At 62.2% G+C, this 11,969-nt stretch carries 10 protein-coding genes and 1 pseudogene; 4 read left to right on the forward strand and 7 right to left on the reverse strand.

The genetic code is table 11. The features are described from left to right. Positions 1-321 precede the first annotated feature (321 nt). Entirely contained in the window at positions 322-717 is a 396-nt protein-coding gene (locus tag C0V72_RS15320) for a VOC family protein (protein WP_101795009.1), read from the forward strand. A gap of 28 nt (positions 718-745) precedes the next feature. Here the strand turns inward: C0V72_RS15320 and C0V72_RS15325 are convergent, their stop codons facing one another. Next, positions 746-1,654 (reverse strand): LysR family transcriptional regulator, encoded by a 909-nt coding sequence (locus tag C0V72_RS15325; protein WP_172439060.1) that lies wholly within the window; start codon positions 1,652-1,654, stop codon positions 746-748. Between the two features lie 95 nt (positions 1,655-1,749). Here C0V72_RS15325 and uraH point away from each other — a divergent pair, with 95 nt between their 5' ends. From uraH to C0V72_RS15340, 3 genes are read left to right on the forward strand one after another with little or no spacing between them, the layout of a single operon-like run. Further along, positions 1,750-2,142, forward strand: a complete 393-nt coding sequence (gene uraH, locus C0V72_RS15330) for a hydroxyisourate hydrolase (RefSeq protein ID WP_324761551.1) — start codon at positions 1,750-1,752, stop codon at positions 2,140-2,142. Positions 2,143-2,144: 2 nt separating this feature from the next. Next, complete coding sequence (locus C0V72_RS15335) at positions 2,145-2,612, forward strand: GlcG/HbpS family heme-binding protein (protein WP_101795018.1); 468 nt, start codon at positions 2,145-2,147, stop codon at positions 2,610-2,612. A gap of 35 nt (positions 2,613-2,647) precedes the next feature. Then, positions 2,648-3,577, forward strand: coding sequence for a DMT family transporter (locus tag C0V72_RS15340; protein WP_172439061.1), 930 nt, complete (start codon positions 2,648-2,650; stop codon positions 3,575-3,577). Between the two features lie 158 nt (positions 3,578-3,735). Here C0V72_RS15340 and C0V72_RS15345 read toward each other — a convergent pair whose 3' ends face one another. From C0V72_RS15345 to C0V72_RS15370, 6 genes and pseudogenes are all read right to left on the reverse strand, one after another. Continuing rightward, positions 3,736-6,540: a TonB-dependent receptor gene (locus C0V72_RS15345; RefSeq protein WP_101795012.1), complete on the reverse strand. Its 2,805-nt coding sequence runs from the start codon at positions 6,538-6,540 to the stop codon at positions 3,736-3,738. 193 nt (positions 6,541-6,733) lie between these two features. Further along, positions 6,734-8,134: a glycoside hydrolase family 43 protein gene (locus C0V72_RS15350; protein ID WP_101795013.1), complete on the reverse strand. Its 1,401-nt coding sequence runs from the start codon at positions 8,132-8,134 to the stop codon at positions 6,734-6,736. A gap of 21 nt (positions 8,135-8,155) precedes the next feature. Continuing rightward, positions 8,156-9,163, reverse strand: a complete 1,008-nt coding sequence (locus C0V72_RS15355; RefSeq protein ID WP_101795014.1) for an arabinan endo-1,5-alpha-L-arabinosidase — start codon at positions 9,161-9,163, stop codon at positions 8,156-8,158. Next, the gene (locus tag C0V72_RS15360) at positions 9,160-10,734 is read right to left on the reverse strand and encodes an alpha-N-arabinofuranosidase (RefSeq protein ID WP_101795015.1); all 1,575 of its coding nucleotides are present in this window, start codon (positions 10,732-10,734) and stop codon (positions 9,160-9,162) included. The genes C0V72_RS15355 and C0V72_RS15360 overlap by 4 nt, the downstream gene beginning before the upstream one ends. 20 nt (positions 10,735-10,754) lie before the next feature. Further along, positions 10,755-11,681 (reverse strand): Gfo/Idh/MocA family protein, encoded by a 927-nt coding sequence (locus tag C0V72_RS15365; RefSeq protein ID WP_101795016.1) that lies wholly within the window; start codon positions 11,679-11,681, stop codon positions 10,755-10,757. Between the two features lie 4 nt (positions 11,682-11,685). Further along, positions 11,686-11,871: pseudogene (locus tag C0V72_RS15370) on the reverse strand (AraD1 family protein); the annotation flags it as partial. Positions 11,872-11,969: the final 98 nt, after the last annotated feature.

Here is an 11,969-nt window from a genome sequence, read left to right on the forward strand (position 1 = left end):
CGCGCTGCTGGCCGGACGCTACAGCGCAATATCGAAAGCGCGCGTCCGGCCAGCAGCGCTACCCTCATAACCTACACCACCTGCCGGGACGCGACCCGGACATGGCTGCTTGCGCCTTGCTGGATCAGCGTGTGCGCTCGGTTCAAACCATCCTAGAGGAACGCGGAACGTCCTGGTGGGTGTACTGACAGGTGTAGGCGCGGGCTCGATGAGAATGGCAACACGCCCGTGCGGCCGGTTTGCTCAAAGCGCGCAAATCGCCGCTTGCTCCGATCCTGCACTGCCTCCACAAGCGTCCCAGTAACGATAGGGAAAAAGACATTGCTGTTTCATACGATGGTAGGCTCGAACGACATTGAGCGATCGCGGCAGTTCTACAACGCGGTTTTGGGTGTTCTGGGTGTGCCAGAGCCGATGAACAACATCGCGGGAAGCGGGCATACGCGCCTTTTCTACCCGAACCCGAGCGGGACCAACTTCATCGTCACTCAGCCGATCAATGATGAGCCTGCAACCGTGGCGAACGGGGCCACCGTGGCTTTTTCGTGCAATTCACCGGCGCAAGTTCAGCAATTTCATGACGTAGCCGTAGCCAATGGCGGAACGTCAATTGAAGCTCCCCCTGGCCCGCGCGAGTCGGCGATGGGGACGATCCACCTGACGTACGTGCGCGATCCTGACGGCAACAAGCTTTGCGGGATCCACATCCCCGCCTAGCAGCCTGACAAACTGGGCCACACTGCGCTCAGGCCTCGGCCGCGAAGCCATCCGCGCTATTGCTCGCTCCGCGTTCGATCGACACGATCTCTGCCAACACCGACAAAAGCGCGGTTGTCGCGGCGTCCTGTTCCCATGCGTAAGCCGACAGGACCATTGGCGGGACGGGCGCAAACTGTCGGCAGGTCTGCACTGCGTAGGGTGCGATTGTAGCGACTGGCAGGACCGACACGCCAAGCCCTGCTTCCACAGCGCGCAGCACACTGACAAGACTGTTGCCGGTGAAGGCCAGATACCAGCGCAATCCTGCAGCCTCGATCTGTTCGATCATCTGGTCCCGGTAGAGCCCGCCCGGCGGGAAGGCGACAAGCGGTATCGGTTCAGGCCACTGCTGCCATTGTTTGGTGGCCTCGATCCATGCCAGCGGCTCGGGAAAACTTGCGCGCGCGTCGGCCTGCGCACGGGGTTCCTTGACGATAACCACGTCGAATTCCCCTGCACGAAACTGCCGCGACAGATCCCTGCTGAGCCCCGTCGTGACATCGAGGCGAATTTCACGGTAGCGCTGGGCAAAATGGGCAAACCCCTGGCTCATCGTGGCCGTCATCAGATCGTCAGGCAAGCCGACCTTCAGGGTTCGGCTGCCCGAAGGATCAGCCAGCAGAGCGGAAGCCTCGCGCTGGAGGGCGAGAATGCGCCGCGCATATCCGATCAGGCGTTCGCCCACTGGGGTGAGCTTTACGGGCCGGGTAGAGCGATCGAGCAGGGCCTTGCCAATCAGGCCCTCCAACCGGCCGATCTGCTGACTTATCGTTGACTGGGTCGAGTGCAGCCGGTGGGCCGCCGCTGTAAAGCTCCCGGCATCAGCAACGGCCACAAACGCCTCGAGAAGCCTCGGATCAAACACAGGATCATTATAAATGTGAATGATAGGCATTCAATCATTTCATTCGAATATGAAGCGGCTCTGCGTTACGGGCGGAAATTCCCGTCTCTTGGCCCAGCCACAAAATCAGGACCAGTCCGATGAAGATGACCCGTTTCCTTGTGCCCATCGCGCTGTGCCTCATCGCGGCCCCGGCGGCGGCAGCCGAGATTTCGACCCACGTGCTTGATCTCGCAGAGGGTGTCGGCGGCGCAAATGTCCCCATCACTCTGTCGAAGCGTGATGCCGCCGGAACCTGGGTTGAGGTAGGGACGGCGCGCACAGACCAGAACGGCCGCGCGCGCAGCTTTGGCACGGGCACCGATTTCGACACCGGGGTCTACCGGCTGCAATTCGATATGACCGGCTATCCGAACGCTGAAGCGAAGCCCTTCTTCCCGGAGATTACCGTGACCTTCAGTGTGTCCGACAAGGCTGGGCACTATCATGTCCCTGTCGTGGTCAGCCCCTTTGGCTATTCGACCTATCGCGGCAACTGATGATGATTGGCCTGTTGATCCCGCTTGCGGTGGCTGCCGTGACCGCCTTGCCAGCCCCTGCTGCGCAGCGGTCGGTTTCGCTGGAAATGGCCAATGCGCTCACCGACGCAGCCCTTGCGGCGTGTCATGCCATGAACAGGGACGCTGTTGTCGCTGTCGTTGATCGCGGCGGAAACCTGATTGCGCTCCAGCGGGGGGATAGCATCGGGCCGCACAACACCCGGGCCGCCGAGCGCAAGGCTTTCACTGCCTTCTCGACGAAGACCAGCACATCTGCGCTGGCGGAGCGGGCTGCTACCGATCCCGGATCACGCAACCTGGCGAATGTGCCTGAACTCCTGCTGCTGGGCGGCGGCTTGCCGATCGTGCACGCCGGAGAGGTGATTGGCGGCATCGGGGTCGCGGGCTCAGGCGGGTCGGCAAGCGATGAGCAATGCGCCAGCGCAGCGCTCGCAACACTGGCCCCATAGGGACGCAATTCGCCATGCCTTCCCTTGCAACCCGAATGACCGGCTGGCTCTGGTCGCGTCCTTACCTGTTGCTGACATTCACCGCGCTGTTTTGGGCCGGCAATTCGATTGTCGGACGTGCTGCCAGTGATGTCATGCCGCCGGTTGCACTGGCCTTCTGGCGCTGGGTTCTGGCCTTGCTGTTGCTCCTGCCGTTTGCCTGGCCGCACCTGCGGCGGGATTTTGCGACCCTGAAGGCCAACTGGCGGTGGGTGCTGGTGCTGGGTGCGCTGGGGATCGGCACCTTCAACACCCTGCTTTACACAGGCCTGCAGACCACCACGGCGGTCAACGGCCTGCTGCTTCAGTCGATGCAGCCTGCACTGATCCTGATGCTCGGTGGCCTCGTTTTCGGCGAGCAAGTCCGGATACCGCAGATCATCGGCATATGCCTCTCGATTACCGGCGCTTTGATCATCGTTCTGCGCGCTGATCTGTCTGCGCTGCTCGGGTTGAAATTCAATTCGGGCGATCTCGTGATCTGCGCGGCTGTCGTCGTCTGGTCGCTATACTCTGTGTTGCTCCGAAAGCGCCCGGTCGTGCACCCGCTCAGCTTTCTCGCTGCAACTTTCATGATCGGTATTGCCGTCATCTCGCCGTTTTACGTGGCCGAGATCGCCAGCGGTCGTCTGATCGAAAGCCGCCCGGAAAGCTGGCTGGCGATCGGCTATGTCTGCCTGTTTCCCTCGCTGATTGCCTATCTCTTCTTCAACCGCGGCGTAGAATTGCTCGGTTCGGCTGCGACCGGGCTTTATCTCAACATCATGCCCATCATCGGCGCTCTGCTTGCCGTGGTCATCCTTTCCGAACCTATCCGCTGGTTCCATTTTCTCGGCATGGGCCTCATCGGTGCAGGGATCGTCACCGCGGCCCGCATCGGGCGTCAACCGATCATGCGCCCCACCCACGAGGCTCCGGGCCCGTAGTCAGCCACTCTGGCGGCGATTTCTGGCGCACCCTCAACCGCGACGAGCGCGGCAGACTTTAAGCCATCGCGCACCGCCAGATCGTGAAGGTGCCAAGCCAGCGGCAGTCCCGCACCGCCAGCCAATCATGGCTAGCGGCGCGGAGGAGAGATCGACGATCAATCGAATTTGAAGCGCACGCCGATCGCAAAGGTGCGCGCCAGCAATGTGGTTCCCAGATTGAATTGGTCCGGGTTTCCGACGGTGTCGAACTTGTAGTAGTTCTGCTGGATCGCGTTCGTGAGGTTCACGGCATCGAAGGTAACGCCGATGTTGTCCGTGGCATTCCAGGTCAGCTGGAAGTCCAGGCTCTCTTCCGGCTGGAACCACACGCCGATGGGATTGGCGAACAGCCGCGCTTCGTTGTTGCGCAGGAACTCTTCGCGCCAGACATAGGACAAGCGCGCATTCAAGGGGCCCTTATCATAGGCCAAGGTCGCGTTGTACGACAGGTTGGAAACACCGAAGAACTGCGATGTTGTCTCGCCCGTGATGTTCCCGGCGCTGTCGGACAGCGGAATGTTCTGGCTGGAATCCAGAATGGTGACGCTGCCGTTGAAGCCAAGGCCATCAAGCGGGCCGGGCAGATAATCGGGGAAGTAGGTCAACCCGACTTCCACCCCTTCGAGCACGCCGTTGGACGCATTGACCGGACGGGTGATGGCAAAGAAGTCTGTCGCGCCGGCGACGATGTCATTGTTGGGAATGAATTCGCGCACGGTCAGCGGCACGACCAGCCCTTCGATCTCGCGGCGGAAGGCCGTGACGAAGATCGCGCTGTCACGGTCGAAGAACCATTCGATCGCAACGTCATAATTGGTCGATTCGGTGGGCTGGAGATCAGCCGTCCCGGCGGTTCCCGAACCAAAGCCAACCTGGGTAAGATCGCCGGTCAGATTGAAGTTGGGATTGATGTCGCCAAAATTCGGACGGCGCAGCGTTTCGCCGTAATTGGCGCGAATCCGCAGATTGTCGGTGATTTCGTAGCGCAGCGTGGCGCTGGGCAACCACCGGATCGTCCGGTTCGAGCTGCGGGTCTGCGCGCCGCCTTGCAGCCGGTTGAAGAAGCTCGCTTTGGTCTCGACATCGACATAGCGCATCCCGCCTTCGATCAGCAGCGGGCGGCCGAACAGATTGATCTGCGTATCGGCGAGGATATAGCCGGAAAGGTTGGTCTCCGTGATATCGAAGACCCGGTCGAGCGATAGCGTGTCCGATGCCGACAGGCCGAAATCGGCGCGCACGGCATCGACGTTATCGTTGATCCAGTAGCCGCTCGGAAGGACCCAGCTGGTCGGCACATCGGCGCGCCCATCGAAGAAGCCGCTGTTCGTGAACAGAGCCTCGGCAGGGAAGGTTGCAAGGCTGCGGCCCAAACGATTGGCGCCGCGCGCGCGGGTGAAGGTTTCCGCTGTGCGGCGATCAAGCCGGATTCCAGCCTTGATGCGGCGGATGAACCCTTCGTCCCACGTGTAGAAGCCGTCCAGCATCCCAGTAATGGCATCGCCCTGCGACCGGTCGGCGTTGTCGAAGAATTCCGCGACGTTCCACACCGAAGGATCGGCCAGCAGGCTGTTATCGTCGAACTGGAACGCCGGGATGCCGCCGCCCGCGTTGAAATCGACGACAATCTGGCGGGCGACCCGGTCGGTGCGCATGGCAAGGAAGGTCGTTTCGTTGGTGCTCTTCTGGTAGGCGATGTCGCCCACAATCTGGCCGCGATCACCCAGATCCCACTTGCCGTTCAGCGCATAGACCATGCTGTCGGTTGTGTTGGTCGCAAAGTCGCCGCTGTTGAACCCGTAGACATCATCGACCGTGCGCGACTTGATGATGTTTGTCTCATCATAGACTTCGAACGGGCCCGGGTTGCCCCACCAATCAACGAAGCTGAATTGCAGCGAATTGAAGGTGTTGCCGCGGAAGCCCGAATAGAAAACTTCAGCCGTGTAGACCGAACTGCTGTTGGGCGCCCACTGCAAGGCGACATTGACCGAAGGACGCTCGCGTTCACCGTAAAGGTCGGAACTGAACACGGCATCGCGGCTCAGATAGTAGGGCACTTCGATACCGTTGATGTTCAGCGTTGATCCGGCTTCGGTCGGCAGGCCGAAATCGAGGCCAGCCGTCCAGCCCGAGAAAATGCGCTGCAAGGGGACGAAGCCCGATCCTGCTGGCGGATTTTCGGTCGCAAATGGCACGAAAGCCCCTGCGGTGGTGCTCATGTTGCGGAAATCGGTCTTGATGTAGCTCGCATCGACCAGCAGGCCGATGTCGCCGATGCCGGTTTCCCAGCGGTTGCTGACCAGCAACGCGACGTTGGGATTGTAGCTGTCGGCTTGCTCGTTGTAGATCCCGCGGGCGAGACCTGCCACCGTCAGTCCGTCGAAATCGAACGGGCGGCGCGTCTGGACGTCGATCTGGCCTGCAAGACCGGTTTCGATCTGTTCGGCCGAACGGGTCTTGTAGACGTTGACGCTCTTGATGAGGTTGGCCGAGATGTCCTGCAAGGCGAAGGATTGGCCTGCGGCGGTAAAGATGTTCCGGCCATTCAATGTGGTCAGAGGATCGGACAGGCCGCGGATGGTGATACCGGCCGCCTCGCCGCCCGTTCGATCCGTGACCTGAATGCCGGTGACGCGCTGCAAGGCTTCGATCACGTTGTTGTCCGGCAGCTTGCCGACATCTTCGGCGACGACCGAGTCGACGATCTGGACGGAGTCGCGGCGGATATCGAGCGCCTGTCTGATCGACGCACGCACGCCGCTGACGACGATCTCGTTGTCTTCGGCAGCGGCTTCAGCTTCAGCTTCGACAGGCGGCGCCTGTGTGTCTTGGGCGTGGGCCGCGCAGGGCAGGCCGATGCAGGCGACAGCCAGGGCGATAAAGGACACAGACGTGGATGATGAAGGCCGTAAAGCCATGATGTTCTCTCCCTCTCAATGCTGAGAGTCGGCCCCCTAGCTCCCTCCCGCATTTGTCCGACTAAATATTTGTCGGAGTATTTATTGGCAAGCGCTTTTTTCACCCTCAGGCAGATTGTCCGCTCTCCTGTAGCCCTCAGGCCAATTTGTATACGGGAGCGGGATTGGATGCGTGTGCGCAGGTCTAGTAGGACTAATCAATCAGCCAGTATGGGGCGGCTGACGTCGGTACAATGGAATTCCCGCTGGCCGAAACAGCATAGCCGCGTTTGAGGGCGGATTCGAACCGGATGCCGTCCGGCTCCGTCAGCACGACAAATGCCTGTGCCAAATCGTTGCCCGCTGGTGCCATGCCAAGGCTGCCGTCCGGCTTTGCTGTCACCCGCTCGCTCGGGCGCAAAATGGGGGCGAGCGATACCATGCCGCCTTCGCCACTGGGGATCATGCGGAACTGACTTTGCGCCAGCGCACCGCCGCCGACACCCAGCATCCCGTCCCGACAGGTCAGCGCAGGGCCGCCAGCACCGCGCAACAGCCTGACCGGCAGGGGGCCATTGCCCACCGGCACGCCAAAATCGGGTGATCCGTCGGCCTTGAAGTAAAGCCGCTGCACGCGCGTATGGCGGTTGGGGTCAAACAGCGGATCGCCTTCGATCGCTTCATAATCGCGGCCGTGATATACCAGAATATCGCGCCCCGCCTCGTCTACGGTGAAGCTGTTGTGGCCGGGGCCGTATACGCCGGTTGCGCGATTGGTGACGAAGACGGGCTCCGGCGATTTGCTCCACGCGCGCGGGTCCATGATGTCGGCATCGTCCGCCGCCGTCAGCAGCCCGAGGCAATAGCGCGCATCTGTCGCACTGGCCGAATAGGTCATGAAAAGTCGGCCATTGCGCGCCAGAACGGCAGGCGCTTCGGCGACCTTGAAGCCTTGAATTTCCCAGTCGAGCGTGGGGACGGTCAGGCGCGCAGGCGCAGCGGCCAGGGTCAGCGGCCCGGCCATCGGCGCGATGTAGAGGTTCGAATTGGTTTCGATCCCCGGCTCTCGCTGTGCCCAGACGAAATAGCTGGTCCCGCGATGCACGAAGATCGTGGAGTCGAGATTGAAGCTGTCCCACGGGGACTGGAACTGCCCCAGGACGGTCCAGTTGCCGGTCATCGGATCGGGGCCATCGCAGACCACGGCATAGGTGCGGATGCGGAACACATCCTCGCCGCCCCCGCTTGGGCCTGCGGCGAAATAGACGATCCAGCGGCCATCGAAGAAGTGGAGCTCGGGCGCCCAGATAAAGCCCGACATCGGCCCGCTCGGCAGGTGCCGCCACAACACCCGCTCTTCGGCATTAGTGAGGCCTGCAATCGTCTTCGACCGGCGCAGCACCAGCCGGTCATACTCAGGCACCGAGCCTGTCATGTAATAGAAGCCGTCATCGTGCCTGAAGATCTGTGCATCGGCGCGTTGGCGGATCAGCGGGTTGGTCGGCGCGCCCTGCGCAGCCGGGCCCGCCGCCATCTGCGGGGGCGGTGTCTTGCAGGCCATCGGCAGCAGCGCGGATGCAGCGACAAAGGCCCGTCGTGACAGATAAGGGGTCATCGCAAGTCCTCTCAGTGGGGTTTATTGGTCGGTGGAGATGACAACGGGCCAGCCATCGCCCTGCCATTGCAACGGAGCCACCCGCAGCACAGGCGCACCATCGGCTTGCCTGTCATAGGCGTGCCAGACAATCGTGGTCGCGCCGTCCGTATCGGTGAAGGTGTCGGCATGGCCGGGGCCGCGGTAGCGCTGCTTCTCCTGAAGATCGGCGCGGATCAGGATGGTCCCGCCGCCCTGCATCATCTCGCTGCCGTCCTTGCCCCGGTAGGGCCCGGTGATCGTGTCCGCGCGTCCGATGACAGTGTAATAGGTGCTGTTCACGCCCTTGCAGCAATAGTCGTAGGACGCGATCAGGTAATAGGCGCCATCACGCTGAAGGATGGTCGGTGCCTCCACCGGGGCCGGGCCGCCAGCGGGTGCGGGGCGCCGGGCAATCGCAGTGGGCTGCGTCCCCTGCGGCGGCTTGCCCGTTGCAGGGTCGAGCGGGAACAGCTTTATCCCACTCCAGAAACTGCCGAGCGACAGCCAGTGCCGCCCCTGCGCATCGACGATGAAATCGGGGTCAATCGCGTTGAAATCATCATCAGGCGTGGACATCACCACCATGCCCCGGTCGGTCCAGCCGTAATTCTCAGCTTGCTGATCAAGGGTCGGGCTGGTGGCAAGGCCGATCGCTGACCGGTTCGATCCGAAGGTCGAGATGGAATAATACAGGCGGTACTCGCCATCGACGTAGGAAATGTCGGGCGCCCATATGCCATCGACGCCCGGCACGGCGTCCCTTGCCCACGCGGGTATCTCGGCAAAAACCGCGCCCGCATTGTTCCAGGTCTTCAGATCGGGCGAGGTGCGGATGCCGATATATTTGCCGATGGTGTTGAAGACATACCATGTCGACCCCTGCCGGATCACGGTCGGATCGTGGACGATAACCTGGCCGTCGGACGGCGGGGCCTGCGCCGCTGATGCCGCCGGCAGAATACCGGCGGTCAACACGGCGGCGCAGGCCAAGGCGCGGGCTATCCTCATTGCAGTTTCAGCACGACAACCGATTTCGCCGGCAAGCTCACCGACAAAACCCCGCCGCTGACACTTGCGCCCGAAAACGCCGCAGGCTTGACCACCTCGGGCGCAGTGAAGGTGTTGTGCGAATTGATGGCAGGCGCCGTCAACACCCGGCCCGTCACCGACTGGGCCGCCAACCCATCAAGCTTCACGGTGACCGTATTGGCCTCGTTGGGATCGAGGTTCGACAGCGCCACATAGGTGTTGCCGTCCTTCGCCTTGACCGCTGAACTGCTGACCGCGGGCATGGTGAACTGGTCCTTGGAATACCACGGCGTGTCCAGCTCAACCGGCAGAACCGTGCCATCCTGCCAGGGCTTGTACATCTCGAACACGTGATAGGTGGGGGTGAGGACCATCTTGTCGCCCTCGGTCAGGATCATCGCCTGAAGCACGTTCACCATCTGGGCAATCGCGCTCATCCGCACACGATCAGCGTGGCGGGCGAAGATGTCGAGATGGATCGATGCGATCAGCGCGTCGCGCATGGTGTTCTGCTGGCGCAGGAAGCCGGGCTGTGTGCCGGGATCCTGCGCATACCACGCCCCCCATTCATCGACCGCCAGAAAGACGCGCTTCTTCGGGTCATACTTGTCCATGATCGCGCTGTGCTTGGCGATGAGGGTGTCCATGCGTAGGGCACCGGCCAAGGCATCCGCCCAGCCGTGCTCATCAAAATCGACGGCCGGCGCGCGCGGCGGCCAACCGCCTGCGGGGAGTGTGTAGTAATGCAGCGACAGGCCATCGAGCATATCGCCTGCCACGCGCATCATCGCTTCGGTCCAAGCAAAGTCGTCGACATTGGCACCGGCGGCGATCTTCATGATCCGCGTGCCCGCGGGCGCTTTGACGAAGGTGGCATAGCGGCGGGTCACGTCGGCGGCATATTCGGGGCGCATGTTGCCTCCGCAGCCCCACAATTCGTTGCCGACCCCGAAATAGGGCACGGACCACGGCTCTTTCCGGCCATTCTTCGCCCGCATTTCGGCGAGCGATCCGGCGCTTGCGGTCATGTATTCCACCCACTCGGACATTTCCTGTGCGGTGCCATTGCCGACATTGCCGGCCACATAGGCCTCAGCGCCGGTCTGGCGCAGCAGCTCGAAGAATTCATGCGTGCCCACGGTATTGGGTTCGGTCACGCCGCCCCAGTGGGTGTTGATCCTGACGGGGCGCTGCGCCTTGGGGCCGACGCCGTCACGCCAGTGATATTCATCGGCAAAGCAGCCGCCCGGCCAGCGGATGACCGGGATTTCAAGGTTCTTCAGCGCCGCGATCACATCCTTGCGGAACCCGTTGGTCTGCGGGATGGACTTGTCATCCCCCACCCACAGGCCGCCATAGATGCCGTTACCCAGATGCTCGGCAAACTGCGTGAAGATGCGCTTGTCATAGACCGGGCCGGGTTGGTCGGCCCGCAGCGTTGCGCTGGTCGGCTGGCCATCGGTGTCGGCGTGGGCCGGGGCTGACAAGGCACTGGCGGTGAGCAGGAACGCAAGCACGCTCCGGCGTTTTGTGATTGTGATGGTCGTCATGGCCTCTCCCAAAGGTTGATTCAGTCTATGAAGGGTTCAGTTTCCTGCCGCCGTCCGCGCAGGAAGGCGTCGGCGACTAGGCGCAAGGGCGCGACATCCACGTCGCTTCGCCCTGTGCGGATCAGCGTGGCAAAGCGGGCGTAAAGGCCGGGATATTCGTGATCCTCGCCGTGTTCGGTTCCGCTCGGCAGCACCAGCACCGCGCCGCCATGGGTCAGCTTGAGCACGCCCGCATCGGTTTCCACGGCGATATCCCAGCTTTGCGGGCCGGTTTGCCGCCAGTCGAGATCCATGTGGATGCGGGCGCCCGACGTATCGCAAAAGCGCAAGTCCGCTGCGATCGGTGCAGCCTTGTTGGCCGGAATCTCCAGCAGCGCTTCCTTCAGGAAAAACGGACGGGGCAGGATGTGGGTTGCGATCGACAGGGCATTGATGCCCGGATCGAAGACGCCAAGTCCGCCCGGCTCCCAGATCCAGGCCTGACCCGGATGCCACACCCGCACATCCTCGCGCCATGTGATTGCAACGCTTTGCACGATGCGTTCGGCCAGCCACGCCCGCGCGGGCGCAACCCCGGAGGCAAAACGCGAATGCCATGCAGCAAACAGCGACGCACCGACTTTGTCGGCCCGCGCTTCCAACGCAGATACCTCGGCCAGAGTCGCGCCGGGCGGCTTTTCGAGGAAGACATGGACGCCGCGTTTCAGCGCCATCGCTGCCAGTTCGTAACGGACCTGCGGCGGGGTGCAGAGCGCTACTGCGTTGATTGCCGGGCCCTCATCCAGCAGCCTTTCGAGGCTTTCAAGATGCGGCACGCCGGGCACGCCCGGATCGTGGGGGCTGACGGTGGCAGCAAGGCTGAAGGCGCGGTCTCCGGCGATGGCGGGCAAGTGCTGGTCGCGCGCAATCTTGCCCATGCCGACCACGGCGATGCGGATCGGGTCCATCGGACTAGAGCGCCTTGACCGCAACCGGCGCGATGTGTTCGGCAGCGCGGGTCAGGGGGTTGCGCAAAGGCAGGGCGAAAGGCGCTGCCGCAATCTCGAAGACATCGCCTTCCTGGGTCTGCACACCGTCCGCAAAGGACAGCGTGGCCGTGCCGAAAAAGTGCACGTGGATATCGCCCGGGCGGCGAAACGATTGTGCAACCTGAGGTCTGGAAATTCGGATTTGGGATAGTCAGTCATTCTGGCATTCCCACTTGATGTAGGCCTTGTTTTCGGAGGCCCATTTTT

It is taken from the genome of Porphyrobacter sp. TH134, from assembly GCF_002855495.1.
Lineage (GTDB): Bacteria > Pseudomonadota > Alphaproteobacteria > Sphingomonadales > Sphingomonadaceae > Erythrobacter.

What these genes read in the sequence shown, in the direction of transcription:
- C0V72_RS15325 (WP_172439060.1), bottom strand. Translation starts at nt 1,654, where the DNA reads ATGCCTATCATTCACATTTATAATGATCCTGTGTTTGATCCGAGGCTT.
- uraH (WP_324761551.1), top strand. Translation starts at nt 1,750, where the DNA reads ATGACCCGTTTCCTTGTGCCCATCGCGCTGTGCCTCATCGCGGCCCCG.
- C0V72_RS15335 (WP_101795018.1), top strand. Translation starts at nt 2,145, where the DNA reads ATGATTGGCCTGTTGATCCCGCTTGCGGTGGCTGCCGTGACCGCCTTG.
- C0V72_RS15340 (WP_172439061.1), top strand. Translation starts at nt 2,648, where the DNA reads ATGACCGGCTGGCTCTGGTCGCGTCCTTACCTGTTGCTGACATTCACC.
- C0V72_RS15345 (WP_101795012.1), bottom strand. Translation starts at nt 6,540, where the DNA reads ATGGCTTTACGGCCTTCATCATCCACGTCTGTGTCCTTTATCGCCCTG.
- C0V72_RS15350 (WP_101795013.1), bottom strand. Translation starts at nt 8,134, where the DNA reads ATGACCCCTTATCTGTCACGACGGGCCTTTGTCGCTGCATCCGCGCTG.
- C0V72_RS15355 (WP_101795014.1), bottom strand. Translation starts at nt 9,163, where the DNA reads ATGAGGATAGCCCGCGCCTTGGCCTGCGCCGCCGTGTTGACCGCCGGT.
- C0V72_RS15360 (WP_101795015.1), bottom strand. Translation starts at nt 10,734, where the DNA reads ATGACGACCATCACAATCACAAAACGCCGGAGCGTGCTTGCGTTCCTG.
- C0V72_RS15365 (WP_101795016.1), bottom strand. Translation starts at nt 11,681, where the DNA reads ATGGACCCGATCCGCATCGCCGTGGTCGGCATGGGCAAGATTGCGCGC.